The following is a 24,473-nucleotide window of genomic DNA, read 5'->3' on the forward strand; positions in this document are numbered from 1 at the left end:
TTTTTCGAGGTCCCGGCTGGGACCTAGGAGGTCGCAGCCGGTAACGTCTTGGGCCTGCCCCGGGCCGGAATGCGCGGGGCGTAAGACGCGTCACAAGCAAATGACCTCTATGAGAGAAGCCCAAATGCTGAAGGACAATCCGCCCGCCGCGCGAGAAAAAGCGCCAGATTTCCCTGCCGGGAAAAACCCGGCCAAATCCGCCGCACGACTGCCCCGACTACGCCGCCGGCGACTGCGCGTGGACGATGTCACCGTTGTCCAGCGGCCGATGCTGCGCCGAGCCGTCGGCGGCACGGTGGTCGGCAACGGCATGGAATGGTTCGACTTCGGCATCTACGGCTACTTGGCCGTCACCATGGGCCAGCTGTTCTTCGCCGGTGGCCAGGAGGGCGACGGACTGCTGGGCAGCCTGGCCGTCTTTGCGGCCAGTTTCGTAGTCCGGCCGCTCGGCGGGTTGTATTTCGGCCGCCTGGGCGACCGCATCGGCCGGCAGAAGACGTTGGCGCTGACCATGATCGCGATGGCTGCCTCCACCTTCGCCATCGGCCTGCTGCCGACGTACCTGGCCGTGGGCGGATGGGCCACCGTGCTGCTCGTGCTGTGCCGCCTGGTGCAGGGCTTCTCCACCGGCGGCGAATACGCCGGCGCCACCACGTTCGTGAGCGAATACGCCCCGGACAAGCGCCGCGGCTTCCTGGCCAGCCTGCTGGACACCGGCAGCTATCTGGGCTTCGCCCTCGGTGCCGGAGTGGTGTCCGGGTTGCAGATCCTGCTGGGAAGCGACGCCATGCTGGAGTGGGGTTGGCGGCTGCCGTTCCTGCTGGCCGGGCCGCTGGGACTGGTGGGGCTGTACTTCCGGCTGAAGATCGAAGAGTCGCCGGCATTCCAGGCTGCCCAGGATGCGCAGGAAGACAAGACCAAGGCAGCCGTCGCGGAGGGGCCCAAGAGCTACCGCCAGATCATCACCGGATCCTGGCGCCCGATCCTGCTGGCCATGCTGGTGGTGGCCGCCGCCAACACGGTGGGCTACACCTTGACCTCCTACATGCCCACGTACCTGCAGGACACCATGGGCTACGACGCGTTCCAGGGGACGCTGCTCACGATCCCTGTCCTGGTGCTGCTCTCGGCCGCCATTCCGTTCGCCGGGAAGCTCTCGGACAAGGTCGGCCGCCGCCCGGTGCTGATGACCGGTTCCGCCATTACCTTGGTGCTCGGCGTTCCCGCTTTCATGTTGATTGGCATTGGGGAAATCTGGGCCACCCTGCTGGGCCTGGCGATCCTGGGCTGCGCCACCGCCTTCTACGTTTCCATCCTCGCGTCGGCGCTGCCGGCCATGTTCCCCACCGCCAGCCGCTATGGCTCGATGGGCATTGCCTACAACTTTGCGGTGGCGATCTTCGGTGGCACCACCCCGCTGATCACCCAGGCGCTGATCGACGCCACCGGGAACACGCTGATGCCGGCGTACTACCTGGTGGCCATGTCCTTGCTGGGCCTGGTGGCCATCTGGCGGATGCCGGAAAGCTCCTGCCGTCCGATGCCGGGCTCGATGCCGTCGGTGGATAGCCAGGCCGAGGCGCGCGAGCTGGTCGCGGGGCAGGACGGAAACCCGCTGCTCGGTCCGGAGCACATGCCGCTGGAGCGGATTCCGGAACCGGGCATGGGGCCGGACGGACGCGGGGCCAAGGAGCCCGCCCGGGTCTGACCCAGGAACCCGGACGCCCTCGTGTAATGAGGAGAGCCGGCAGGCGCATCCTGCCGGCTCTCCTTCTGCCTAACAGTTGAAGGATCAAGTTTTGTGGCAGAATGGAGGCATGACTTCTGCACGCTGGCTCGATCCCGAAGAACGCCAGGCCTGGCTGGCTTTGCTGGCGGTGTCCACCCTGCTGCCCGGCACGCTCGACGCCCCGCTGTACCGCGAAGGCAAGCTGACGCTGTTTGATTACCATGTCCTGGCCATGCTGTCCGAGGCGCCGGACCGCTCGCTGCCGATGAGTGAGTTGGCCTCTCGGACCTATTCCTCGCTCTCCAGGCTGTCGCACGTGGTGAAGAAACTCCAGGGCCGCGGCTGGGTCGAGCGGGCCCAGTGCGCGGATGACGCCCGGGTCACCATGGCGTTGCTCACGGAGGCGGGGATGGAAGCGATCCAGTCCCTGGCGCCGGGGCATGTCGAAGCCGTCCGCCAGGCGGTTTTCGATGGCTTGGACCGCAGGGACGTGCAGGACCTGGAGCGGATCGGCAAGAAGATTGTGCAGCAGTTGGAGCCCGGCAGTTGGGTGCTGCGCGAGCCCCGACTGAACGCCTGAGGGGCGCATTCGCCGCCGAGGGGGCCGCCGCCGTCGTTGGTTTGATCCAAACGGCTGCTGCCCCTAAGATGGGAAGGCGTTAAGTCACGCAGTATCGGCACCCCCTTGCCAAGGTAGGGCGGTGCGGGCATTGCGTGGCGTCCGTGTTTACCTAGAAATAAGGATCGCGGATAGGCCGTTCTTCCCCCGGGAAGAAGTGGTTTGTTTGCACCTGACTTCACCGTCTTCCCCGCGGCGAGGCACTTCGGCTGGATCTCACCCCGCCAGGTTCACCTCCGGAAAGTCGCAGTAATAACGGTGTCACAACTGGTGGCGGGCGCTCTTACACGCAGATTCGCAGGCCGCTTTACTTCGTCTCTGCGTCAGGTCCGTCATATTTACTACAACTGGAGGAGAGATCATGGCAGCACACTGCCAGGTGACCGGAGCCGAGCCCGGCTTTGGCCACAGCATTTCGCACTCGCACCGCCGCAACAAGCGCCGGTTCGACCCGAATATTCAGAAGAAGCGCTACTGGGTTCCGTCCCTGCGCCGCAATGTCACGCTGCAGGTTTCGGCCCGCGGCATCAAGACCATTGACGTCCGCGGCATTGACGCAGTCGTCACCGAGCTCCTCGCGAAGGGTGTGAAGCTCTAGTGGCAAAGGACAAGGACGTACGTCCCATCATCAAGCTGAAGTCCACCGCTGGCACCGGCTTCACCTACGTGACCCGGAAGAACCGTCGTAACGACCCGGACCGCATTGTCCTGAAGAAGTACGACCCGGTCATCCGCAAGCACGTCGAATTCCGAGAGGAGCGCTAAACATGGCCAAGAAGTCCAAGATTGCTCGCAATGAGCAGCGCAAGGTCGTTGTCGAGCGTTACGCCGCGAAGCGTGCCGAGCTGAAGAAGACCCTGGTCGACGCCAACGCGACCGACGAGGCCCGCGAAGAGGCCCGCCTGGGCCTGCAGAAGCTGCCCCGCAACGCTTCTCCGGTCCGCGTCCGCAACCGCGACCAGATCGACGGCCGCCCCCGCGGCACGCTCCAGAAGTTCGGCATCTCCCGCGTGCGCTTCCGTACCATGGCGCACAACGGCGAACTGCCGGGCATCAAGAAGTCCAGCTGGTAAAAACCTGTTGGCTTCAGCATGAAGCTGCTTGAAGGGCGGCGGTCCCAGTCCGGGGCCGCCGCCCTTTTTCATGCCCTGAGCCCGTTTTCGGAGCACCCTCGCGGCTCCCGGGAACATCCTCAGAGGAGCTCACATCACGACGGCGACGCCCGCGGCTGCGGGGGGAACGGCGCCATGCGAGCGGCGCGCCGAGCACGCACATCATATGCTCTGGGCGGAAAAAGCGGGTCTCCGGAGGCAAAATCGGCTCAAATTCCGGGTATTTCGCTAAAAATTCCGCCAGAATCCGCGGATTTTGCCGGATCTGGGTGGCCAAGCTGGTAAGTTTTCGCACAGTAGCTTTCCGCAGCCGCGGAGGCTCTGACCAAACCAAAGCAGTCCAGGAGGACAAAAATTGGCTATCAACCGCAGTGAACTTGTTGCAGCTGTTGCAGAGAAGGCTGGCACCAGCCAGACCGCAGTGAACGGTGTCCTGGACGCTGTCTTCGACATCTTCGCAACCTCCGTCTCCAAGGGCGAGAAGATCACCATCCCGGGCTGGCTCGCAGTCGAGCGCACCGACCGTGCTGCCCGCACCGGCCGCAACCCGCAGACCGGCGAATCCATCCAGATCCCGGCAGGCCACAGCGTCAAGCTGACCGCTGGTTCCAAGCTGAAGGCTGCTGTCTCCAAGAAGTAGTCCACACCCTTACTTCCGCAGGACCGTCACCGGCAACCGGTGGCGGTCCTGCTGTTTAACCCGTTGGCTTCTACGGGCGGTAAAATAGGGGCCGGGTGTGCGCCGCATTGCGCCGCATCCGATGACTGATCAGGACGGAGGACTGAGGGGCATGGTTCAGCGGAAAGGCCGGCTGCTGCGCGGTTGGCTGGGCGCTGCCGTTGCCACTTCCCTCGCCTCGCTCTCGCACTTGGTTGGCGGCGGGCACGTCCCCGCGCCGACCGTGTGGCTTCTGGCGTATGCCCTTGCCGGGCTGGTCTGCGTCGGTTTGGCCGGCAAGTCGCTGTCCTGGGCACGCCTGCTGGCCGCGGTGGGAATCAGCCAAGCGATCTACCACCTGCTCTTCCAGTTGGGCCACGCTGCACCGGCGGATACCCCGGGGACGGTCGGCCATGCGGGCCATCACCTCGCGCTGCTGCCGGCCGGATCGCTGGTCCCCGATGTGTCCCCTCACGCGGCAACCGCGGCAACTCCTGCCATGGTGGCGGCCCATCTGGCTGCGGCCGCCGCCACCGTGCTGCTGTTGCGCCGAGGCGAGCATGCTGCGGCTGCGCTGGCCGGAACGGTGGCCCTGGCCGAGCCGCGCAGGCTGGGCAGCTGGCGCCCGATGCCTCGGGCACGGCTGGCCGCCCCGGTGGAACTGCTGATCCAGCCACTCGCAGCCCTCGGCATCCCGCTTCTGTCCATGCGGCACCGGGGCCCGCCGTTGCGTCACGCTTTCTGACCCGCGCACTGCGCATCCCTTGACGAAAGAACGTGATGAACCACCCTCTGAACATTCCTGCCCCTGTGCGTATCAGTACAGACGGGTCTTCGGTCTCCCGGCGTCGCCAGGAGGAAGGCCTCCGTGCCGCCCGGCAAGCGATGGCCCGTCGGCTGCTCGCGGCTGCCCTGATGGCCATGCTGCTCTGGTTGGCGCTGGCGCTGGCGTTGGCACGCCCCGCCGCCGCCCACGACGAACTAATCAGTTCGACGCCTGAGAACGGTGCCGTCCTGGACACCCCGCCGACGGAGGTCTCGCTCAAGTTCAGCGCCAACGTGATGGACATCGGCGCCACTACCCAGGTGCTGGACGGCGAGGGGACCGATTGGGCTGCCGGTGCGCCGGTGCTGAGCGGCAGCCAGGTCAGTATTCCGCTGCGGGACGGCATGCCGGACGGCGACTACCAGCTGGGCTGGCGCGTGGTTTCCAGCGACGGCCACCCGATCGAGGGCACGCTGAAGTTCACCGTAGCGGCAGCGAGCCCCGCAGCGTCCTCTGCCGCCGGCAGCACCTCCGAGGCCGCCGGACAAGAGGAGGGCCCCAGCAACCTCGGACTCTTCGTCGCGCTGGGCGCCGGCGCGCTGGCCATCGCCGCGGGGCTGGCTGCGTTTGTGATCAGCAAGCGTGGCGGAGGCACGGACGCTCGTGGCTGAGCGATTGGCTCCACCGGTTAAGCAACGTCCCGCGGCGATTACCGCCGACGGGATCGGCAGGGGATGGGTCCTGGCCGGAGCCGTTGTCCTGGTCCTGGCGCTGGTTGCCGCCCTGCTCTATTCCGGGGCTGCCGCCGCCCGGCAGCTGTCCGATCCCGGCGCCCTGACCCGCTGGGCACTGCCAGTGGCCAAGGCGGCCAACAACACGGCACTGTCCGTGGTCATCGCTTCGCTGCTGTTCGCCGTCGGGATCCTGCCCAAGCAGCTGCGGCCCAACCGCAGGCCGGGCAAAGGCGAGGAGGGACCCGAGCACCCGGCGTTCACGGCGGCGCTGAGGCTGGCCGCCATCGCGGCGGTCGTCTGGACGCTGGCCGCGATGGCCGTGCTGGTCTTCAGCTTCTCCGACATCGCCGGCCTGCCGGTCAGCGGGGATGCCAGCTACACCGCCGGATTCGTGGGATTTATGACGGATATCGGCACCGGCCAGGCGTGGCTGACCATCACCATCGTGGCCGCCATCGTCGCCACGCTCATCTTGGGCATCCGCTCGCTGCCGGGGCTGGGCATGACGCTGGCGCTGGCCACTGTCGGCGGACTGCTGCCGATGGCCCTGATCGGGCACTCCGCCGGCGGCGACGACCACTACGGAGCCGTCAACTCCATCGGCCTGCACCTGCTGGGCGCCTGCCTCTGGGTGGGCGGCATCATTGTGCTCGCGGTCATCTCCGGGACGCTGGGCACCAAGGACATCACCGGCCAGGTGCTGCGCCGCTATTCCTCGCTCGCGCTGATCAGCTTCTTCCTGGTCTTCTTCTCCGGCATCATCAACGCGTCGATCCGGATCACCTCGCTGGACCAGCTCTCCAGCCCCTATGGCGTGCTGGTGGTGATCAAGGCCCTGGCCACGCTGCTGCTGGGTGCGATCGGCTTCATGCACCGGCAGTGGATCATTCCGGAGCTGGGCACCAAGTCCGGCAAGCGGGTCCTGTGGCAGCTCATCACGGTGGAGCTGCTGGTCATGGCGGCCGTGTTCGGGATCGCCACGGCGCTGGCGCGCACGGCGCCGCCCACGCCGGAAGAGTTGCCGGTGGACGCGTCCCCGGCACGCATCCTGACCGGTTACGACCTGCCGCCGGAACTTGTCAGCGGCAGTTGGTTGACCGTCTGGCGCTGGGACTGGTTGTGGGTCACCTTCGCCCTGGTGGCCGGCATTGCGTACCTGGTGGCCGCCGTCAGGCTGCACCGCCGCGGCGACCGCTGGCCGGTGGCGAGGACCGTCAGCTGGATTGTGGGCTTGCTGGCGCTCACCTATGTCACCTCCGGCGCCCCGGCCGTGTACGGGATGGTGCTCTTCAGCGCGCACATGCTCGACCACATGGCGCTGACCATGGTGGTGCCGCTGTTCCTGGTCCTGGGCTCGCCGATCACGCTGGCGCTGAAGGCGCTGCCGCCCCGCGGGGACGGGAGCAAGGGCCTGCGCGAATGGATCCTCTGGCTGGTGCATTCGAAATACTCGCAGGTCATCACGCACCCGCTCTTTGCCGCGGCGAACTTTGCCGGCTCGATCATCATCTTCTACTACTCGCCGCTGTTCCGGTTTGCCTTGGACGAACACACCGGCCACGAGCTGATGAACCTGCACTTCCTCTTGACCGGCTATATCTTCATCCTGACGATGATCGGCCAGGACCCGCTGCCGCGGCGGGCCCCGTATCCCATGCGGTTGTTGATCCTCTTCGCCACCATGGCGTTCCACGCCTTCTTCGGCGTGGCCCTGACCAGCTCGACGGCCCTGATCCAGGCCTCCTGGTTCGGCAGCATGGGCCGCGAGTGGGGGCTCTCGGCCATGGACGATCAGCAAGTCGGCGGAGCCATCATGTGGGGTGTCGGCGAAATACCCACACTCTGCGTCGCCGTCGGGGTGGCGATCATGTGGTCGCGCTCAGACGCCCGGGAAACAAAGCGTAAAGATCGTTCAGCCGAAAGGAATAACGACGCCGAACTGGCGGCTTATAACGATATGTTTGCCAAGATGGCCCGGCAGGACGAACGCATGGTCCCGCCCGGGGCCGTCAGGCCGGCCGCAGGCCACCGCGCGTCCGGGGACCACCAAGACGCACCGAAAACCACCAACGGGCAGGAGCCCGCTCCGGACCCGGATAACGCCGGCCGGAGCCAAGGAGAATCCAGATGACTGAGGCAGCCGAGACCATCCGCACTAACTACCGGGTCCGTGGTTCCGACCTCGTGGGCCGCAACTGGCTCAACACCGGCGGCAAGCAGCTGGGATTGGAAGACCTGCGCGGCAAGATAGTGTTGCTCGATTTCTGGACGTTCTGCTGCATCAACTGCCTGCACGTGCTGGACGAACTGCGGCCGCTGGAAGCGAAGTACAAGGACGTGCTCGTCACGGTCGGCGTGCATTCGCCCAAGTTTGAGCACGAAGCGGACCCGGTGGCGTTGGCCGCGGCCGTTGAGCGCTACGAGATCCAGCATCCGGTGCTGGACGACCCGGAGCTGGATACGTGGCAGGCCTACGCCGCCCGGGCGTGGCCGACGCTGGTGGTCGTCGACCCCGAGGGCTACATTGTGGCGCACCTCTCCGGTGAGGGGCACGCCGGCGGCCTGGAGTCATTGGTGAAGGAACTGGTAGCCGAGCATGAAGCCAAGGGCACGCTGCACCGCGGCGACGGCCCCTACGTTCCCGCGGAGTCCACCGCCGGGGACCTGCGCTTCCCGGGCAAGGTCATCCCGCTGCCGGACGGCGTCGGGTCCGAGGGCGGCTCCTTCCTGGTCACCGACACCGGACACCACCGGCTGGTGGAGCTGGCTGCCGACCTGTCCACGGTGCTCGCCACCTACGGCTCGGGCGAGAAGGGCTGGCAGGACAGAGCCGCCGGCGAGGCCAAGTTCAATGAACCCCAGGGTCTGGCCCTGCTGCCCGAAGAGGTCCGCAGCCAGGCCGGCTACGACGTGGTGATTGCAGACTCGGTGAACCACCGGCTGCGCGGGCTGTCGCTGGCCACCGGAGAGGTCACCACCGTGGCAGGCAACGGCGTGCAGCGCCTGCTCGATGCCAACACCCAGCGCACTGCTCCGGGAATGGAGCAAGCGGGTCCCGGATCTGTCGCGGACGAAGCCCCCTCCGGCGCGGCGCTGGAAGAGGAGCTTGCCGAAGCGATCGCGTCCAACTGGGCACAGTTCGCCGCCGATCCGCTGGCTGTCTCGCTCAGCTCGCCGTGGGATGTCTACTGGTCCACACAGCTGGACGCCGTGGTGATCGCCATGGCCGGCGTGCACCAGATCTTCACCCTGGACCCGGTCTCCGGCAAGGTGGCCATCCTGGCCGGAACCGGGCTGGAGGGCCTGCAGGACGGCGACGCCACCGTGGCCTGGTTCGCCCAGTCCTCCGGGCTCGCCGGTGACGCGGCCGGCAACATCTGGGTTGCGGATTCGGAAACGTCGGCGCTGCGCAAGATCTCCTTCGTGGACGTCAACGGCGAAAACCGGGTACAGGTGTCCACCGCCATCGGCGCCGGTCTCTTCGACTTCGGCTTCCGCGACGGCGCGGCCGCCGAGGCGCGGCTGCAGCATCCTCTGGGCGTGGCGGTCCTGCCCGACGGTTCGGTGGCGGTGGCGGACACCTACAACGGCGCCGTGCGCCGCTACGATCCGGCCACGGAGACCGTCTCCACGCTGGCGCGGGGCCTGGCCGAGCCGTCCGACGTGCTGCTGGACACCACGGCCGTGGCGGACGGCGGCGAGCCGCTGCTGCTGGTGGTCGAAGCGAACAAGCACCAGCTCATCCGGCTGCCCATCCCCAAGGAAGCGCTGACCGTGGACGAGGGCGCCTCGCAGACGCAGCGGCCCAAGACCGAAGTGTCGGCCGGCCCGCTGGCGCTGACCGTCCGCTTCGCCGCACCCAAGGGCCAGAAGCTGGACGACCGCTGGGGCGATCCCACCCAGTTGAAGATCTCCTCCTCGCCGGAGAACTTGCTGGTCTCCGGCGGCGGTACTTCGGTGGGCCTGCTTCGGGAGCTGGTGCTGTCCGACGAGGTCACCGAGGGCGTCCTGCACATCACCGCCCGCGCGGCGGCGTGCGACGGCGAACCCGGCGGCGAGATTCCGGACCACGCCGCCTGCCACCTGTACCAGCAGGACTGGGGCATCCCGGTAGTCATCGGCTCGGGAACCGGTGACCTGACGCTGGACCTGCGCGGGCTGGACTAAACGGGCACGCAGCACAAAGATGCCGAAGGCGGACAGGGAGTCCTGTCCGCCTCCGGCATGTGGGCATTTATGGGGCGGGTTGTTTTAGTACTCCACCACGGGGGTCAGGGTGACGTGTCCGTCGTTGACGGACAACCGGCCGGTGAAGTCGAAATCCTGCTTCAGCTCGCGTTCCACGGAGGCGCCGGTGAACAGGTCAATTTCCACCACGTTCAGCTTCGCCACCCCGCGCAGCGGACTGAGTACCCAGCTGCCCTTGAACGGCTCCACCTTGACCTCGGGATACTCCTCGATCGACCAGTCGATGGTGTCGTCCTGGACCCGGTCCATCGATGCGCTGAACGGGCAACCGGAGGGCTGCAGCACGCGCTGCTCCGCACAGGAGTCCAGGAAGGCGTTGACCTGGCCGCTCAGGTCGTCGACCAGCTTGGGCGTGGCCTCCGTTGCCAGCGAGAGCCGGGCATCCTGGGCGTTCTGCGGGCCGGTCAGCACGGATTCGACCACCGGTGCGGCGAAGTAGTCGCTGGCGTAGTGGGCTTCGAAGCTGCCGGGGTAGAACACGGCGAACGAACTCTTGCCTTCCGGCAGGGCCACCCTGGTGCCGTTCAGCGAGGCCTCGTTGCCGTTGACCACGTCCACGCTGATGGTGGGCAGTGTGCTGGGCACGAAGGACCACTGGTTGAAGAAGAGCCACGTGGTGCCCGTCTTTTCCAGGGTGAAGGTGGTGGTGTGGGCAACGCCGTCGACCGTGTAGCTGACCGGCTGGTCCACTCTGTTGTCGCCCGCCGGAACCGGATCCTGGATTTCCAGGTTTTCGAGCGTGTCCACCGAGGCCTTGAGCGCGGCGCCGTCGAGCATGGCGGCATTGGCGTCGGGCACGGTGGCGTGGAGCAGACCAAGCGCGGTCCCGCCGTTGCCGTCTTCCAGAGCGTTGAAGTAGGCCTTCACCTGGTGCTGCGGACTGAACACGAACGCATTGACCAGCACAATAGTCAGCGCGGCAGCGGCCACGGCAAGCATCAAGCACAGCAGCCACGTGGCTACGGTCCTCAGTACTTTTGAATTTCCCACCAACCCTACGTTACCCGCTGGCGGGACGGTTGCCGGGATCGGCATGATTCAGGTTACTGCGCCGGCGGCGGCTGTTGGCCCCCTTCAGCGCCGAAGACGGCGGCGCGCCCCCTATCAACGTCGGCGGCGCCGCCTGGTCCCGAACAGGCCGCGCATCAGTTCGCGCCCCAGCACCGAGGCGGTTTGCAGCGCGAAATCCTTCAGGTCGTCGTTGTTGGCGCTGCCCTGCGGCGAAGATTTAGTCCGGGACGAAGGCACGCTGGCCGGGCCGGACTGCCTCGGTGGTGCGCTGTCCGGCACCGGGGCAGGCGTGGGTTCCCGGCTGTCCGGTGACGTCGAGGTGGGTCCGGCCGGACGCGTAGACGGCCGGCCGAGGATGGTTTCCTCAATCCGGCGGGCCTCGGCGTCGATGTCTGCCGGGGTCTGGGGGGTGGTTGGCTGCGGCGGCGGTCCGTCCGCCATCGTGCCGGCCGGCACCGGGGCGCCGCTGAGTTTCTCGAACGCCGAGCGGCTGTCCACCACCGGCCCGTAGACCGGCAGCAGCGACGACCCGTCCACGATGGCTTGCACGGTGGCAGCCGGGGAGGGGCCCATGGTGGAGCCGGGGGAGCAGAGCCGGGTCCAGGCCACCGGCGTCGGGGCGCCCTTCTCATTCATCACGGTCACTACCGCTTCGCCGATCCCCGCGCCGGTCAGCACTTCCTCCAGGTCGTAGTCGCTGACCGGGAAGGTGGAGACGGTGGACTTAAGCGCCTTGGCGTCCTCGGGAGTGAAGGCGCGGAGCGCGTGCTGCACGCGGTTGGCCAGCTGGCCCAGCACGTCCGCCGGAACATCGCGTGGTGTTTGGGTGACAAAGAAGATGCCGACGCCCTTGGAGCGGATGAGCCGCACCGTGGTGGCGATCGACTGCAGGAACGCTTTGGAGGCGTCGCGGAACAGCAGATGCGCCTCGTCCAGGAAGAACACCAGCTTGGGTTGTTCCGCGTCCCCGACCTCCGGCAATTCAGCAAAGAGGTCGGCGATCAGCCACATCATGAAGGTGGAGAACAGCAGCGGGCGCTGTTGCAGCGAGGACAGCTCCAGGCAGGAGATGATGCCGCGGCCGTCACCGGCGGTACGCAGCAGCTCGGCGGTGTCGAACTCCGTCTCACCGAAGAACGTGTCCATGCCCTGGGCCTCCAGGGACACCAGCTCACGCAGGATGACTCCGGCGGTGGCTTTGGACAGTCCGCCCAGGTTCTCCAGGGCCTCTTTGCCGTCGTCGGAGACCAGGAACTGGATCACGGCACGCAGGTCGGCCAGGTTGTAAAGCTCCAGGTCGTTCTTGTCCGCGTAGTAGAAGACCAGCTGCAGGCTCGATTCCTGCGTCTCGTTCAGTTCCATCACCCGGGACAGCAGCAGCGGGCCGAAGTCGGAAATCCGCGCGCGGACCGGGACACCGGTGCCGTCACCGCCCAGCGAAAAGTACTCCACCGGGTAGGCGGACGACTTCCAGTCCTGCCCGACGCTTGCCGTCCGCTCGGCGAGTTTGGTGCTGCCGGCCGACGGGGTGGAGAGTCCGGTCAGGTCGCCCTTGATGTCCGCCAGAAACACCGGGACGCCGTGCGCGGAGAGCTGCTCGGCAATGACCTGGAGCGTGATCGTCTTGCCGGTGCCGGTGGCACCGGAGATCAAGCCGTGCCGGTTCATCATGGACAGCGGCAGCCGTACGGCCGCCTCCGGATGCACCTGGCCGTCCACCAGCGCCGCGCCCAGATGGATGGCTGCCCCGTCAAAGCTGTAACCCTGCCGGATAGCTTCCACATGTTCTGCCGGAGTCCGCACCATGGCAGCAGCGTAGACCACGCGGGTTGTTAGCCATAGACCCGGCCGCGCCGGTCTCTGCCATAATCAGCGCATGGAACTGGCACCGGAGGACCTCAGGCATCTGCGCCGCTGCGTGGAACTGGCTCGTGAAGCCCTGGATGACGGCGACGAACCGTTCGGCTCGGTACTGGTAGATGCGCACGGCGGCGTGGTGTTCGAGGACCGCAACCGGGTCAAGGACGGGGACCAGACCCGGCACCCGGAGTTCGAGATCGCCCGCTGGGCGGCGGGCAACATTCCACCCGAGGAACGGCGGAGGGCGACCGTTTACACCTCGGGGGAGCACTGCCCGATGTGTTCGGCCGCGCATGCTTGGGTGGGGCTGGGGCGGATCGTCTACGCTGCGTCGTCGGAACAGCTGGGCCGGTGGCTGGCGGAATGGGGCATAGGCCCGGCGCCGGTGGCCGCGTTGCCGATCCAGACAGTGGCGCCGGGGATCGAGGTGGGCGGGCCGTCCGCCGAGTTGGCGGACGAAGTCCGCGGGTTGCACCAGCGGTTCCACCGGTGCTGAACGGACTGCCGGCTGGGGTCCCTGCCGGCTGGGACCGGGGAAGCTACTTAACCGCGTAGGGCGGCCGCATCAGCCCTTCGTTCACGGACTCGGCGGGGTCGGAGCCCAGCTCAACGATCTTGTTGTCCGCGTCCACATGCACCACGGAAGGAACGAAGGACCGCGCCTCTTCGTCGGTCATGTCGGCATAGGTGATCAGGATGACCAGATCGCCTTGATGCATCAGGTGCGCGGCGGCGCCGTTGATGCCGACGACGCCCGAACCGCGTTCACCTGCGATGGTGTAGGTCTCCAGCCGGGACCCGTTGGTGACATCCACAATGGACACCAGTTCGCCGGGCAGGATGTCGGCGGCGTCCAGCAGGTCGAGGTCCACGGTCACGGACCCGACGTAATGCAGATCGGCGTGCGTCACCGTCGCACGGTGGATCTTGGACTTGAACATTTTGCGCATCATCGGGTTCAAGTTTAGTCTCCCTCCGGCCGCCGATGAAACGCATCTGGTTCTGGTTTGCCGGTGGCCCCGAGACTAGGGTAAAGCCACCAGAAAGCAGCGATGTGATCCGTCGAAGCAGGAGGCATCATGAGTTCGGAGATCGGCAGAGATCGGTACGACGACGGTGGTCCCCGGCCGGGAGCCGACGCTCCGGCAGGTTCGGGGGAACCTCAAGAACCCGGACCAGCGCCGATGGAGGCGTCGGCACCGCCCACCCAGGCCATGCCCGCAGCGACACCACCGGCACCTGCGCCCACGCAGGCGACGTCTGTTGCGAGCCCGGACCAGCAACAGACCGCAGTCTTCGACCGCCGGTTCACCGCAGACAGCATGGACCCGGATGCCGGCAGCCCGAACGGGGCAATAGCAGCCGAACGGAACTATAGCGACACCAGCGCGTACCGACCCGAGGCCGCCCTCGACGCGGAGTCGCTGTACCTGCGGGAACACAATGCCTACGGCGGGGTGAGACTGGGGTCGGCGTTTTTTGGCTGGTTGACGGCAGCGGGACTGGTTGTGCTGATCACCTCGGTGGTGGTGGGCGTTGCCGCGGCCTTCGGGATGGCCACTGCGGCCGAAGTGCGCGGCTGGATGGACAACATCACCCAAAGCAGCGGTGCGGCAGCCATCACCGCAGGGATAACCCTGGCGGTCATCGTCTTGCTGGCGTATTTCGGCGGCGGCTACGTGGCAGGACGGATGGCACGGTTCGACGGCGTCAGGCAGGGCCTGGCGGTATGGCTGTGGGGCATCGTGATGTCTGTTCTTGCGGGACTGATCGGTCTGGCCGCCGGCGGTTTGGGCGTGCTGACCGGGCCGGCGCCCGTGCCGGTCGTTGAGCGCCCCGTCCAAGAGCTAACTTTCCCGGGCCTGATCGCGCTGGCAATAGTGCTGCTGGCCAGCCTGGCCGGGGCACTGCTGGGTGGCGCCACCGGCATGCGCTACCACCGCGCCGTGGACCGATCCGGCTTCGTACCCGACGAGGACATCGAGTAGCACCACCCAGCGGCCCCGGCAGAGGAAAAGAAATGCACCCCGGCCGATGGGCCGGGGTGCGCGGTGCGAGTGGAGCGGGCGACGGGAATCGAACCCGCGTATCGAGCTTGGGAAGCTAGCGCTCTACCATTGAGCTACGCCCGCACAGGATCCGGCGATGAAGCCGGACCCGGTCAAACAACGAAACCGAGTTTACCCCAGGTCAGCGGCCAGCCGGAATTCAGACCGGCTGCCCGGCCGTGGAGGCCTCACGCTCGCGGGCTTCGCTGATTTCTTCGGCCCGGGCGGTGTTGGCCTCTTGGGTCAGCGCGGCCCCGGCTTCGGCGTCACGCGTCAGGTTGTCGCCGGTCTCGGGGTCGAACAGGTGCATCTTGCGGGTGTCCAGCCACAATTCAGCCGAGCGCCCGCCACGGATCCGGCTGGCCGCGTCCAGGGTGACCACGATCTGCGGCCGCAACTCGTCGGCGTCCATCTCCGCAGCCAGCGAATTGAGCAGCTCGCGGACCTCCGGATCCGGGTCAAAGTTGATGTAGCCGTACTGTTCGTTGCCGAGCCACTCGGTGTGGGTCAGCTCGGCCATAAACGAGGACCCCAGGTCCTTTTTATGCTCCTCCACCAGCGAAGCATCCTCGAAGAACTCCGGCCGCAGGCCCACCAGCACTACCTTTTTGCCCGCGGCGGCGCGTGCCTTGTCCTCGGTGACCGGGATGTCGCCAATCGGCGTCTTCAGGACGTCGCCCTCCAAGGTGGCTGGCAGGAAGTTCATCGAGGGGGATCCGATGAAGCCCGCCACGAACAGGTTGACCGGCTGTTCGTAGAGTTCGCGCGGGGAAGCGATCTGCTGCAGCACACCCTTCTTCAGCACCGCCACCCGATCGCCCAGCGTCATCGCCTCGGTCTGGTCGTGCGTGACGTAGACGCTGGTGACGCCGAGCCGGCGCTGCATCTGCGAGATTTCCGAACGCATCTGGCCGCGCAGCTTGGCGTCCAGGTTGGACAGCGGCTCGTCGAACAAGAACGCATCGGCCTGCCGGACGATCGCGCGTCCCATAGCCACGCGCTGCCGCTGGCCGCCGGAGAGGTTGCCCGGTTTGCGCTCCAGATGATCGGTCAGCTCCAGGGTCTTGGCGGCGTCTGTGACCAGCTTCCGGATGTCGTCCTCGGTGTGCTTGCCCTTGGCCAGCCTCAGCGGGAACGCGATGTTCTCGAATACGGTCAGGTGCGGGTAGAGGGCATAGTTCTGGAACACCATGGCCAGGTTCCGGTCCCGGGGCGCCTTCTCATTGACTCGCTTGCCGTCGATCAGCAGGTCGCCGGAGGTGATGTCCTCGAGCCCCACGATCATGCGCAGCAGCGTCGACTTTCCGCAGCCGGAGGGACCCACCAGGATGATGAATTCGCCGTCCTCGATGTCGATGCTGACGTCGTTGACTGCGGGGAAGCCGTCGCCATACTGCTTGACGAGGTTCTGCAACGTGATCGATGCCATGGGATGTCCTTTCCTGCCGCGGGCCTAGCCCTTGACGGCGCCTTGGGTCAGGCCGGAGACGATTTGGCGCTGGAACAACAGGACCAGCAACACAATGGGAATGGTGACGATGATGGCCGCCGCGGAGATCGCGCCGACCGGGGACTCGAACTGGGAAGCGCCGGTGAAAAAGGCCAGCGCCGCGGGGACCGGGCGTGCGGCCTCGGTCGAGGTCAGCGAGATGCCGTAGACGAAGTCGTTCCAGGCGATGAAGAAGGCGATGATCGCAGTGGTGAAGACGCCGGGTGCGGCCAGCGGCACGATCGCCTTGCGGAACGCTTGCCAGGTGGTGGCCCCGTCCACCTGCGCTGCCTGCTCCAGTTCCCACGGGATCTGGCGGAAGAACGCCGCCAGGGTCCAGATGGAGATGGGCAGGGTCAGTGAGAGATAAGGGATGATCAGGCCCGGCCACGTGTCGTACAGCCCGATGTTCCGCCACAGGTTGAACAACGGGGTGACGATCGAGATCACCGGGAAGATGGATACCGCCAGGGCGGTGGTGAGAATGACCTTCTTGCCCGGGAAATCCAGCCGGGCAATGGCGTAGGCGCAGAGCGTGGCCAGGACAACGGCGATGAACGTGGCGATCAGCGCGATGCCGATGGAGTTTCGCAGCGAGCTGAGGAACAGGTCCTGCGCCGAGCCGACCAGAATCTGTTCATAGTTGGACCCCGTCCACGAGTCGGGCAGGAACTTGCCCGAGGTCAGCTCGCTGGGCAGCTTGAACGAGGTGGCCAGGATGGACGCCACCGGAAACAGTGCGTAGATGAGCACCAGGACGGAGATGACGATCCACGTCACCCGCTCCTTGGTTCGTGATGCTTTCATCACTTGCCTCCTCTCTGGCTGGCCAGATCCACTTTGAACAGCTTGATGGCGATAAAACAGATCAGCAGCACGCACACGAACAGCAGCACCGACACCGCGGATCCGAGGCCGATTTCCAACCGCCCGATGGATGTCCGGTAGGCCAGCAGCGAGAGCACTTCGGTGTTAAACGCGCCGTTGGTCATGATGAAGACGTTGTCGAATATTCGGAATGCGTCGAGCGCCCGGAACAGCACGGCCACCATGATCGCGGCCTTCATGTTCGGCAGGATCACCCGGCGCATCCGCTGCCACCATGTGGCGCCGTCCACTTCCGCGGCTTCGGTCAGCTCGTCCGGCACCTGCGCCAGCCCGGCCAGCAGCAGCAACGAAATGAACGGCGTGGTCTTCCAGATTTCGCTGGCCATGATCACGAACAGCGAAGTCCACGTTCCGGCGAACCAGTTCAGGTCCGGATCGATGCCGGGCACCCAGTTGAACCAGGTGTTCACGAAGCCGGAGTTGATATCGAACATATAGAACCAGGCAAACGCGGAGACCACGGTGATGATGCCGTAGGGGACCAGAATGGCGGTGCGCAGCCAGCCGCGGACCGATTTGAGCGCCTTGTGCATCACCAGCGCCAAAGCGAAGCCCAGGATGAGTTCCACGACGACGGTCACCACCGTGATCAGCAGCGTCACCCCGAGGTCCCGCCACCAGACCACGTCCGTGAGGATCACGCCGTAGTTGGCCAGCCCGATGAACGCGCGTTCATCGGGGGCGGTGAGCCGGTAACTGAACAGCGAGTCATACAACGCCTGCAGGATCGGGTAGGCCGTGACGGCCAGCATGACGACGAAGGCCGGGCCCGCCAGCCACCAGCCCAGCCGACGCTCGGCCTTGGCGCGCTCGCTGAACTGTTGGACGGCTCGGCGCCGGCCGGTGCCCCCGGCTTGGCCGCTCGGGAGCGTGGGCGTTTCGGTCGTGGTGCTCACAGCAGGTTCTCCCCCCGTAGGACGGAAACGATGAAGTCCGACGTCTCCTGCGGCGTGATCGCGGGATCAACCTGATCCGGCGGGGCGAAATTCTGCTGCAGGCTGGTGGAAACTTCGTTGTAGAACACCGTCTGCGGACGCGGCGCCGACAGTTCCAAGGATTCGCGGATGGTGTCCGCCATCGGGAAGGCATCCTTGATCCGCGGATCGTTGTAAGCCTCGGTGTTCGAGGGCGGGTTGCCGTTGGAGATGAAGTACTCGGCCTGGTTCTCCGGGCTGACGATGCACTCTATGGCGGCATAGGCCAGATCTGGGTGCTTGCTGGCCGCCCCCACGCCCAGGTTGATGCCGCCGAGCGGCGGCGCAGATTGCTCGCCTTCGTTCATCCGCGGGTACAGGGTCCAGCCGATGTCATCGATCAGGGACGCATCCAGGGTGCCGTCCTCCACCGAGGCGTTGGTGGCCGGCCAGACGAACGGCCAATTCACCATGAACGAGCCCTTGTCGCCCTGGAACAGGATCATCGAATTGTTCTCGTCCTGGGTGGGCAGCCCCGGTCCGCCCAGTCCGTCCTTGCCGATGGTGGAGATGACTTGGGCGGCTTCCGTGCCGGCCTTGCTGGACAGGCCCAGCTCGATTTGGTCGGCCGTGGCCTCGGGGTTCTCCAGGATGTGGCCGCCTGCGGACTCAACCAGGGCGTTCAGCCAGACGGTCATGGACTCGCCGCGCTGGCCCTGTACGCCCAGGAACTTGTCTTCCTTGGCGGCAGCGTCGATCAGTTGTTGCCAGGTGATCGGCTTCGTCATGTCCAGGCCGGCTGCCTCGGCCACCGACTTCCGGTACCAGAGCAATTGAGTGTTGGCCCAGAACGGAACGGCCACGAGTTTGTCTTTCCACGTGGCCCCGGTGAGGGCGCCCTCCACGACGTTCTGCGTGGTCCGCTGCGCCACGGTGTCCGGGACCGGAGCGAGGAAGCCCGGCTCCGCCAGTTCGGGGATGAAGGGTGGGTCCAGGCTCATAATGTCCAGCGACGAGTCGCTTGCTGCCAGCCGCCTGGCCAGCTGCTCCCGCTGCGATGCGGCGTCGTTGGGCAGCAGCGAGGTCTCGATCCGGTACTCGCCGCCGGCAGCTTCGGTGCATTTTTCGGCGATCGCCGCCTGGCCGCCCGCGTCGGGGTTGATGTACCAGGTCAGGGTGGGCGGTCCCTCCTCGGCGCTGCAACCGGCCAGCAGCGTGGCTCCCAGCGCGAGCACCACTGCCGCTCCGGTTCGAGTTGTACCGCGCCGGTAGCGCGGCCGGTATCCGTCTCTGGGCATCGGCACTGGCCTCCACGTTCTGGTAGACGCTCCGGCTGCCCGGCTTCTGTCGCTCATATGTGCCACGCAGCCTCGTAGAAATAGAGCGTATTCTCCCGCAGGCAAATGCGCCATGGCCCGCGCGGCCGAGGAACCGGCTGGCCGAAGGAATACCGTGGGCCAGATGGAACGTTGTGCCGCATACCGTCCGGCAACTGCGGGCGTAGCGTGAGGGAAGGCGAGCATGGCGAATTCAACTGACGACGCCCGGCGGCGGGAAAGCTGGCTGCGCTTCCGGGACCACCGGAACCAGGCGTTGGCCGTCGAACATGGCTGGCTCACGCTGACCTCGCTGCAGTGGCTGCCCGCCGAGCCGGCCCCGCTGGACCAGATCACTGGCCTGTGGAGCGCCAACGGTCCGGCATCCGCGGGCGGACACGCCACCCTGACGGCAAGCGCCGACGACGGCTTGTACTTCATGGAATCCGGCGAGCCGGCGGTCGGAACGTATACGGCCACGCTGGGCAACGAGGAATCGCTGCTCTGGGTACGCCGCGGCAGCATCGCCGTCGAACTCGCCGCCCGTGGCGACCGCTATGCCATCCGGACGCGGGACAATGCCTCGCCGGTGCATGCTGACTTCGAGGCCGTGCCGGTCTTCGACTACAACCCGGATCTGGTGGTGGCCGGCAGATTCGATGAATACGACCAACCGCGGACCCTGCCGATCGCCACGTCCAATCCAGACGTTCCCGGTGCCATCACCGCGGTGGGCACGGTCAGCTTCGAACTGGAGGGCACCCGGCACACGCTGGTGGCCGAGCCGGAGAGACTGGGTGCGTTGTCGCTGAACTTCCATGACGCCACCAACGGGGCAACCACCGCGGGCTGGCGTTCCGTCGCCACCCGCCGGCCCGGCCCCGACGGAACCGTGCTGATCGATTTCAATCGCGCCACGAATTTTCCCAGCGCTTTCACCGACTTCGGTACCTGCCCGATGCCGGTTGACGGCAACGTCATCGCGGCCCCGGTGGAAGCCGGTGAACGCCGGGCGCGCTGACTTTCCAGTGCTGACTTCTATCGCTGACTTTCTACCGCCGACGGCCGAATGGTGGCGCCGTACGCCAACCTGCGGGAGGATCGTCGGATGGGACCGACGGCGGACGACTTCCGCACCATTACCGACGACCTGACCGGCCGCTTCGCTGAACTGCCGGACGATGCCTGGGGCAAGCCTGCGCTTGAGCTGGCTTGGGACTGCCGCGAGACAGCCGCACATCTGATGGACGACTTCGCCTTCTATGCGATGCAATTGTCCGGCCGTCGACCGCCGCAGGATGACTACGTGGCGTTGGTGGATCCGCCCGCGTGGCAAGCGGGCGGGCCGGAGATCTTGTTCTGGCCCGATCCCGCCACGGGGACCGCCGGAATCGTCAGCTGCTTCGACGCCGCGGCCGGGCTGCTCTATGCCGTCACGGCCACCGCGCCGGCAGGCCACCGGGGCTACCATCCGGCAGGAACCTCGGATGCGTCCGGTTTCGCCGCGATGGGGGTGGCCGAGGCCGTCCTGCACGGCTTCGATATCCTCGCTGCACAGGGGATCGGCTACCGTCCGGATGAAGTGGTGATCGCTCGGGTCTTGGACCGGATCTTCCCGGCTGCCGAGCGGACCGGCGATCCCTGGCAGGACCTGTTGGGGGCCAGCGGCCGGACCCCGGAAACCCGCGGCCAGAAGTGGCGTTGGGACTCGTCGGTACGCGGCTGAGGGGGAGTGCACCGGGCGGGAGCACGGCCCGGGCCGTAGGCTGGTAGCAGTCCTGCAAAGAGGCAGGGGTACCGACGGAAGCCGCTATGACCGTAGATAAGAACACCCGCCGGCTCGAAGACAATATCGAGACCGACTTTTCGGACAAGATGAGCTATGGCTCCTACCTGTCCTTGGACCAGCTGCTCGCCGCTCAGCACCCGGTCAGCCGTCCGGAACACCACGACGAACTGCTGTTCATCATCCAGCACCAGACCTCCGAGCTGTGGCTGAAACTGGTGCTGCACGAGTTGCGCGCGGTACGGCAAAAACTGCGCGACGACGACCTGCGCTTTGCGATGAAGGGCATCGCCCGGATCAAACACATCCAGCGCTCGCTGACCGAGCAATGGTCGGTGCTGGCAACACTCACCCCGTCCGAATACGCCGAATTCCGCGGTGCGCTGGGGTCGTCGTCCGGCTTTCAGTCCTATCAGTACCGCGCGGTGGAGTTCCTGCTGGGCAACAAGAACAAGGGCATGCTGGACGTCTTTGCGAATGATCCGGCCGCGCAGGCCTTGCTCGCCGAGCTGCTGGAGCAGAGCAGCGTGTACGACGAGTTTCTGGCCTATCTGCACCGGCACGGCTATCCCATCCCGGCGGAATTGCTGGACCGGGACGTGACAGAGGCCCACGTTTTCAACCCGGAACTGGTGGAGACCTTCACCTCGGTCTATGAGAATGCCGGGCTGAATTGGGACGTCTACGAGGCCTGCGAGGAACTGGTGGATCTGGAAGACAACTTCCAGCTCTGGCGCTTCCGGCACCTGAAAACGGTGGAGCGGACCATCGGCATGAACCGCGGCACCGGCGGATCCTCCGGCGTCGGCTTCCTCCGCCGGGCGCTGGAACTCACGTTCTTCCCCGAGCTGTATGCGGTGCGCACGGAGATCGGCAAGGCCGGACCGGTCGAATAGGGGCGTGGACGAGGGCTGCCGGCGGAGGCCGTTCGTTCCCCCGCCGGCAGCGGCCTGATTGCTTGGGCGGCCGCCTTCGGATCCCGCGCGGCCCAACTGATTCCATGGTCGCACCCCTTCGCGGATCGGGACAGGGCCTGAGCCCCGATGCTCCCGTCCGAGGGCGGCGTCATGCGGCAGGGGAGGGGCCCGTTCCCGTGTATTTTTAGAGTGTGCTGATCTCCGACCGTGATATTCGTGCCGAAGTGGACTCCGAACGCATCATTCTTGATCCGTTCCAGCCGGACATGATCCAACCCTCGAGCGTGGACGTGCGGCTTGACCGGTTCTTCCGGCTGTTCGACAACCACAAGTACGCACACATCGACCCGCAATTGGAGCAGCCCGAGCTGACCCGGCTGGTGGAGGTGGACCCGGAGGAGCCGCTGATCCTGCATCCGGGCGAATTTGTCCTCGGCTCCACCTATGAGACGGTGACGCTGCCCGACGACATCGCCGCCCGGCTGGAGGGCAAGTCCTCGCTGGGCCGGCTGGGCCTGCTGACCCACTCCACGGCAGGGTTCATCGATCCCGGCTTCTCCGGACACGTGACGCTTGAGCTCTCCAACATGGCAACACTGCCGATCAAACTCTGGCCGGGCTCCAAAATCGGGCAGCTGTGCTTCTTCCGGCTGTCCTCGCCGGCCGAGCACCCGTACGGCTCCGGCGAGTACGGCAACCGCTACCAGGGCCAGCGAGGCCCCACAGCATCGCGCAGCTACCAGAATTTCCACCGCACGGTCATCGAACGCTGATCCGTCCGCTGCCCGGACTCAGGCCGCGGGAGTGGTGGCCCGCTGGATTTTCGCCGGTGGTTTGACCGGAAGCAGCAGCAACAGGCCGGCCAGCAGTACCACCAAGATGCCCAGGATGCCGTAGCGCTGTTCGCCGAACACGGTGATAAACAGTGCGAACAGCGATGGTGCCAGGAAGCTGACGGCCCGGCCGGTGGTGGCGTAGAGGCCGAAAAATTCGCCTTCCTCGCCGCGCGGCGCGAGCCGGGCCAGATAGGCGCGGGAGGACGACTGGGCCGGTCCGACGAACAGGCACAGCAGCAGGCCGAACACCCAGAAGGTGGTATCGCCGGTCCAGACGTTGCCGAAGAAGACATGGTCGCCGGCGCCCAGGATGAAGATGGCGGCAGCGGCGACGATCAGTCCGGACAGGGCCCAGACGATGACATTCTTCGGGCCCACCCGGTCGTCCAGCACCCCGCCGAACACCGCACCCAGCGCAGCGACCACGTTGCCGGCGATGGCGAAGACGATCACCTGGCTGAGCGAGAAGCCGAAGGTTCCGGCGGCAATCACCCCGCCGAAGGTGAACACCGCGGCGAGCCCATCACGGAAAATGGCGCTGGCGATCAGGAAGAAAATCGTGTGCGGGCTGGAGCGGGAGATCGCCTTGATGCGGCGGAAGAGCAGCCCGTAGGAAGCGAAAAAACCCAGCGACGCGGCCGCCGGCTGCCGGGGGATCTCCGGAACGGCAAACAGCACCGGCAGCGCGAAGGCCATGAACCAGACGGCGCAGAACACCGCCACCAGCCGAATGTTCAGCCCGTTGTCCGCCGTGGCTCCGAACCATCCGGTTTCCGGCAGGACAAACCCGACGAGCACCAGGGCCAGCGCCACGACGCCGCCAACATAACCCATGGCCCAGCCGAATCCGCTCACTTTGCCGATGGTCGACGGGGTGGAAATTTGCGTCAGCATGGCGTAGTAGTTCACATTCGCGAACTCGAAAAAGATGTTCGCCAGCGCGATCAGCGCCACGCCCAGGAAGAGGAACCCCGGCGACGGAAAGACGAAGAAGCAGAGGCCGGTGAGTACAGCCACCGCCACACTGTTGACGCCAAGCCAGAGTCTGCGGCGGCCGCCGGTATCCGAACGCTGGCCGGTCACCGGTGCCAGCAGCGCGATGGCCAGGCCGGCGATGGCCAATCCGTAGCCGAGGATTTCCGAAGCGAACGCCTCGCCGCCGAAGGCGTCACTGGTCAGGTAGACAGTGAAGACAAACGTTGTCATCACGGCATTGAAGGCCGCCGACCCCCAGTCCCAGGACGCCCAGGCCAGGACATGCTTCTTGTTCAGCCGTTCCGCTGCCGCACCGCCCGCGTCTTGGGTTACCGGCATGCCGGCCGAGTCAGTCATACCGCGATGCTATCCGTTTCGCCCGGTGCGAACTTTGAGCAGCGCCGCATGCCCCGTGAATCTTTGCCAAAACGTGGATCCGAAGGCCCGGCCGGGCAAGTCCGGCGCCCGGATGCAGTGCCCCGCGGGCGCAGGAGCATTTATGCCATGGGTAGAATGAAGCATGCCCTTGTCCGCCTAATCCTTGGCAATTCTGAAGGAAGTTCCGGA

General features: G+C 66.2%; 24 protein-coding genes and 1 tRNA gene. 16 read left to right on the forward strand and 9 right to left on the reverse strand.

Annotated elements, in window-relative coordinates:
• Nucleotides 1-124: 124 nt before the first annotated feature.
• From ACWF5H_RS03970 to ACWF5H_RS04015, 10 genes are all read left to right on the forward strand, one after another.
• Nucleotides 125-1,708: an MFS transporter gene (locus ACWF5H_RS03970; protein ID WP_452034995.1), complete on the forward strand. Its 1,584-nt coding sequence runs from the start codon at nucleotides 125-127 to the stop codon at nucleotides 1,706-1,708.
• A 109-nt stretch (nucleotides 1,709-1,817) separates the two neighbouring features.
• On the forward strand, nucleotides 1,818-2,309 hold the full coding sequence (locus tag ACWF5H_RS03975; RefSeq protein WP_127512991.1) for a MarR family winged helix-turn-helix transcriptional regulator: 492 nt from the start codon (nucleotides 1,818-1,820) through the stop codon (nucleotides 2,307-2,309).
• A 400-nt stretch (nucleotides 2,310-2,709) separates the two neighbouring features.
• Complete coding sequence (gene rpmB / locus ACWF5H_RS03980; protein WP_127512990.1) at nucleotides 2,710-2,946, forward strand: 50S ribosomal protein L28; 237 nt, start codon at nucleotides 2,710-2,712, stop codon at nucleotides 2,944-2,946.
• Complete coding sequence (gene rpmG, locus ACWF5H_RS03985; RefSeq protein ID WP_127512989.1) at nucleotides 2,946-3,113, forward strand: 50S ribosomal protein L33; 168 nt, start codon at nucleotides 2,946-2,948, stop codon at nucleotides 3,111-3,113. The genes rpmB and rpmG overlap by 1 nt, the downstream gene beginning before the upstream one ends.
• Nucleotides 3,114-3,115: 2 nt before the next feature.
• Nucleotides 3,116-3,421: a 30S ribosomal protein S14 gene (gene rpsN, locus ACWF5H_RS03990; protein ID WP_127512988.1), complete on the forward strand. Its 306-nt coding sequence runs from the start codon at nucleotides 3,116-3,118 to the stop codon at nucleotides 3,419-3,421.
• A 394-nt stretch (nucleotides 3,422-3,815) separates the two neighbouring features.
• A complete protein-coding gene (locus ACWF5H_RS03995; protein ID WP_127512987.1) occupies nucleotides 3,816-4,100 on the forward strand; it encodes an HU family DNA-binding protein in 285 nt (94 codons plus the stop codon).
• A 151-nt stretch (nucleotides 4,101-4,251) separates the two neighbouring features.
• On the forward strand, nucleotides 4,252-4,863 hold the full coding sequence (locus ACWF5H_RS04000; protein WP_452034998.1) for a hypothetical protein: 612 nt from the start codon (nucleotides 4,252-4,254) through the stop codon (nucleotides 4,861-4,863).
• A gap of 35 nt (nucleotides 4,864-4,898) precedes the next feature.
• On the forward strand, nucleotides 4,899-5,555 hold the full coding sequence (locus ACWF5H_RS04005; protein ID WP_452035000.1) for a copper resistance CopC family protein: 657 nt from the start codon (nucleotides 4,899-4,901) through the stop codon (nucleotides 5,553-5,555).
• A complete protein-coding gene (locus ACWF5H_RS04010; protein WP_452035001.1) occupies nucleotides 5,548-7,749 on the forward strand; it encodes a cytochrome c oxidase assembly protein in 2,202 nt (733 codons plus the stop codon). The genes ACWF5H_RS04005 and ACWF5H_RS04010 overlap by 8 nt, the downstream gene beginning before the upstream one ends.
• A complete protein-coding gene (locus ACWF5H_RS04015) occupies nucleotides 7,746-9,785 on the forward strand; it encodes an NHL domain-containing thioredoxin family protein (protein ID WP_452035003.1) in 2,040 nt (679 codons plus the stop codon). The genes ACWF5H_RS04010 and ACWF5H_RS04015 overlap by 4 nt, the downstream gene beginning before the upstream one ends.
• A gap of 84 nt (nucleotides 9,786-9,869) precedes the next feature.
• On the opposite strand, the gene ACWF5H_RS04020 is transcribed toward ACWF5H_RS04015, so the two are convergent.
• Both ACWF5H_RS04020 and ACWF5H_RS04025 read right to left on the reverse strand, forming a co-directional pair.
• On the reverse strand, nucleotides 9,870-10,856 hold the full coding sequence (locus tag ACWF5H_RS04020) for a hypothetical protein (RefSeq protein WP_452035004.1): 987 nt from the start codon (nucleotides 10,854-10,856) through the stop codon (nucleotides 9,870-9,872).
• 114 nt (nucleotides 10,857-10,970) lie between these two features.
• Nucleotides 10,971-12,683 (reverse strand): helicase HerA-like domain-containing protein, encoded by a 1,713-nt coding sequence (locus ACWF5H_RS04025; protein ID WP_452035006.1) that lies wholly within the window; start codon nucleotides 12,681-12,683, stop codon nucleotides 10,971-10,973.
• A gap of 70 nt (nucleotides 12,684-12,753) precedes the next feature.
• Here ACWF5H_RS04025 and ACWF5H_RS04030 point away from each other — a divergent pair, with 70 nt between their 5' ends.
• Nucleotides 12,754-13,233, forward strand: a complete 480-nt coding sequence (locus tag ACWF5H_RS04030) for a nucleoside deaminase (protein WP_452035008.1) — start codon at nucleotides 12,754-12,756, stop codon at nucleotides 13,231-13,233.
• 43 nt (nucleotides 13,234-13,276) lie between these two features.
• On the opposite strand, the gene panD is transcribed toward ACWF5H_RS04030, so the two are convergent.
• Nucleotides 13,277-13,690, reverse strand: a complete 414-nt coding sequence (panD, locus tag ACWF5H_RS04035; protein WP_452035348.1) for an aspartate 1-decarboxylase — start codon at nucleotides 13,688-13,690, stop codon at nucleotides 13,277-13,279.
• Between the two features lie 126 nt (nucleotides 13,691-13,816).
• Between panD and ACWF5H_RS04040 the strand changes: the two genes are divergently transcribed.
• Nucleotides 13,817-14,725, forward strand: a complete 909-nt coding sequence (locus tag ACWF5H_RS04040) for a hypothetical protein (protein WP_452035010.1) — start codon at nucleotides 13,817-13,819, stop codon at nucleotides 14,723-14,725.
• 70 nt (nucleotides 14,726-14,795) lie between these two features.
• On the opposite strand, the gene ACWF5H_RS04045 is transcribed toward ACWF5H_RS04040, so the two are convergent.
• The 5 genes from ACWF5H_RS04045 to ACWF5H_RS04065 form a co-directional block, all read right to left on the reverse strand.
• Nucleotides 14,796-14,869 (reverse strand) — tRNA-Gly (locus ACWF5H_RS04045).
• Nucleotides 14,870-14,945: 76 nt separating this feature from the next.
• Nucleotides 14,946-16,214, reverse strand: coding sequence for an ABC transporter ATP-binding protein (locus tag ACWF5H_RS04050; RefSeq protein WP_364643541.1), 1,269 nt, complete (start codon nucleotides 16,212-16,214; stop codon nucleotides 14,946-14,948).
• A gap of 24 nt (nucleotides 16,215-16,238) precedes the next feature.
• Nucleotides 16,239-17,081, reverse strand: coding sequence for a carbohydrate ABC transporter permease (locus ACWF5H_RS04055; protein WP_364643544.1), 843 nt, complete (start codon nucleotides 17,079-17,081; stop codon nucleotides 16,239-16,241).
• Nucleotides 17,081-18,058: a carbohydrate ABC transporter permease gene (locus ACWF5H_RS04060; RefSeq protein ID WP_452035012.1), complete on the reverse strand. Its 978-nt coding sequence runs from the start codon at nucleotides 18,056-18,058 to the stop codon at nucleotides 17,081-17,083. The genes ACWF5H_RS04055 and ACWF5H_RS04060 overlap by 1 nt, the downstream gene beginning before the upstream one ends.
• Entirely contained in the window at nucleotides 18,055-19,374 is a 1,320-nt protein-coding gene (locus ACWF5H_RS04065; protein WP_452035014.1) for an extracellular solute-binding protein, read from the reverse strand. Before ACWF5H_RS04065 ends, ACWF5H_RS04060 begins: the two co-directional genes overlap by 4 nt.
• A 223-nt stretch (nucleotides 19,375-19,597) precedes the next feature.
• On the opposite strand from ACWF5H_RS04065, the gene ACWF5H_RS04070 reads away from it, so the two are divergent.
• The 4 genes from ACWF5H_RS04070 (at nucleotide 19,598) to dcd (ending at nucleotide 22,868) form a co-directional block, all read left to right on the forward strand.
• Nucleotides 19,598-20,413, forward strand: a complete 816-nt coding sequence (locus tag ACWF5H_RS04070; protein WP_452035015.1) for a DUF1684 domain-containing protein — start codon at nucleotides 19,598-19,600, stop codon at nucleotides 20,411-20,413.
• 87 nt (nucleotides 20,414-20,500) lie between these two features.
• The gene (locus tag ACWF5H_RS04075; RefSeq protein ID WP_452035016.1) at nucleotides 20,501-21,118 is read left to right on the forward strand and encodes a DinB family protein; all 618 of its coding nucleotides are present in this window, start codon (nucleotides 20,501-20,503) and stop codon (nucleotides 21,116-21,118) included.
• 86 nt (nucleotides 21,119-21,204) lie between these two features.
• Nucleotides 21,205-22,074 carry a tryptophan 2,3-dioxygenase gene (locus ACWF5H_RS04080; RefSeq protein ID WP_452035018.1) on the forward strand — a complete coding sequence of 290 codons (870 nt, stop codon included), beginning with the start codon at nucleotides 21,205-21,207 and terminating at the stop codon, nucleotides 22,072-22,074.
• 212 nt (nucleotides 22,075-22,286) lie between these two features.
• Nucleotides 22,287-22,868 carry a dCTP deaminase gene (dcd, locus tag ACWF5H_RS04085; protein ID WP_127512972.1) on the forward strand — a complete coding sequence of 194 codons (582 nt, stop codon included), beginning with the start codon at nucleotides 22,287-22,289 and terminating at the stop codon, nucleotides 22,866-22,868.
• Nucleotides 22,869-22,886: 18 nt separating this feature from the next.
• On the opposite strand, the gene ACWF5H_RS04090 is transcribed toward dcd, so the two are convergent.
• Nucleotides 22,887-24,245 (reverse strand): MFS transporter, encoded by a 1,359-nt coding sequence (locus tag ACWF5H_RS04090; RefSeq protein ID WP_452035350.1) that lies wholly within the window; start codon nucleotides 24,243-24,245, stop codon nucleotides 22,887-22,889.
• Nucleotides 24,246-24,473: the final 228 nt, after the last annotated feature.

The sequence above is a fragment of the Arthrobacter sp. NPDC055138 genome (assembly GCF_053607305.1).

Excerpts from the sequence above, each read along its gene's own strand:
- ACWF5H_RS04015 (WP_452035003.1), top strand. The coding sequence starts at position 7,746 with ATGACTGAGGCAGCCGAGACCATCCGCACTAACTACCGGGTCCGTGGT.
- ACWF5H_RS04040 (WP_452035010.1), top strand. The coding sequence starts at position 13,817 with ATGAGTTCGGAGATCGGCAGAGATCGGTACGACGACGGTGGTCCCCGG.
- rpsN (WP_127512988.1), top strand. The coding sequence starts at position 3,116 with ATGGCCAAGAAGTCCAAGATTGCTCGCAATGAGCAGCGCAAGGTCGTT.
- ACWF5H_RS03970 (WP_452034995.1), top strand. The coding sequence starts at position 125 with ATGCTGAAGGACAATCCGCCCGCCGCGCGAGAAAAAGCGCCAGATTTC.
- ACWF5H_RS04050 (WP_364643541.1), bottom strand. The coding sequence starts at position 16,214 with ATGGCATCGATCACGTTGCAGAACCTCGTCAAGCAGTATGGCGACGGC.
- ACWF5H_RS04065 (WP_452035014.1), bottom strand. The coding sequence starts at position 19,374 with ATGCCCAGAGACGGATACCGGCCGCGCTACCGGCGCGGTACAACTCGA.
- panD (WP_452035348.1), bottom strand. The coding sequence starts at position 13,690 with ATGATGCGCAAAATGTTCAAGTCCAAGATCCACCGTGCGACGGTGACG.
- ACWF5H_RS04080 (WP_452035018.1), top strand. The coding sequence starts at position 21,205 with ATGACCGTAGATAAGAACACCCGCCGGCTCGAAGACAATATCGAGACC.
- ACWF5H_RS04055 (WP_364643544.1), bottom strand. The coding sequence starts at position 17,081 with ATGAAAGCATCACGAACCAAGGAGCGGGTGACGTGGATCGTCATCTCC.
- ACWF5H_RS04000 (WP_452034998.1), top strand. The coding sequence starts at position 4,252 with ATGGTTCAGCGGAAAGGCCGGCTGCTGCGCGGTTGGCTGGGCGCTGCC.
- rpmB (WP_127512990.1), top strand. The coding sequence starts at position 2,710 with ATGGCAGCACACTGCCAGGTGACCGGAGCCGAGCCCGGCTTTGGCCAC.
- ACWF5H_RS04030 (WP_452035008.1), top strand. The coding sequence starts at position 12,754 with ATGGAACTGGCACCGGAGGACCTCAGGCATCTGCGCCGCTGCGTGGAA.
- ACWF5H_RS04005 (WP_452035000.1), top strand. The coding sequence starts at position 4,899 with ATGAACCACCCTCTGAACATTCCTGCCCCTGTGCGTATCAGTACAGAC.
- ACWF5H_RS04075 (WP_452035016.1), top strand. The coding sequence starts at position 20,501 with ATGGGACCGACGGCGGACGACTTCCGCACCATTACCGACGACCTGACC.
- ACWF5H_RS04070 (WP_452035015.1), top strand. The coding sequence starts at position 19,598 with ATGGCGAATTCAACTGACGACGCCCGGCGGCGGGAAAGCTGGCTGCGC.
- ACWF5H_RS04090 (WP_452035350.1), bottom strand. The coding sequence starts at position 24,245 with ATGCCGGTAACCCAAGACGCGGGCGGTGCGGCAGCGGAACGGCTGAAC.
- ACWF5H_RS04025 (WP_452035006.1), bottom strand. The coding sequence starts at position 12,683 with ATGGTGCGGACTCCGGCAGAACATGTGGAAGCTATCCGGCAGGGTTAC.
- ACWF5H_RS03975 (WP_127512991.1), top strand. The coding sequence starts at position 1,818 with ATGACTTCTGCACGCTGGCTCGATCCCGAAGAACGCCAGGCCTGGCTG.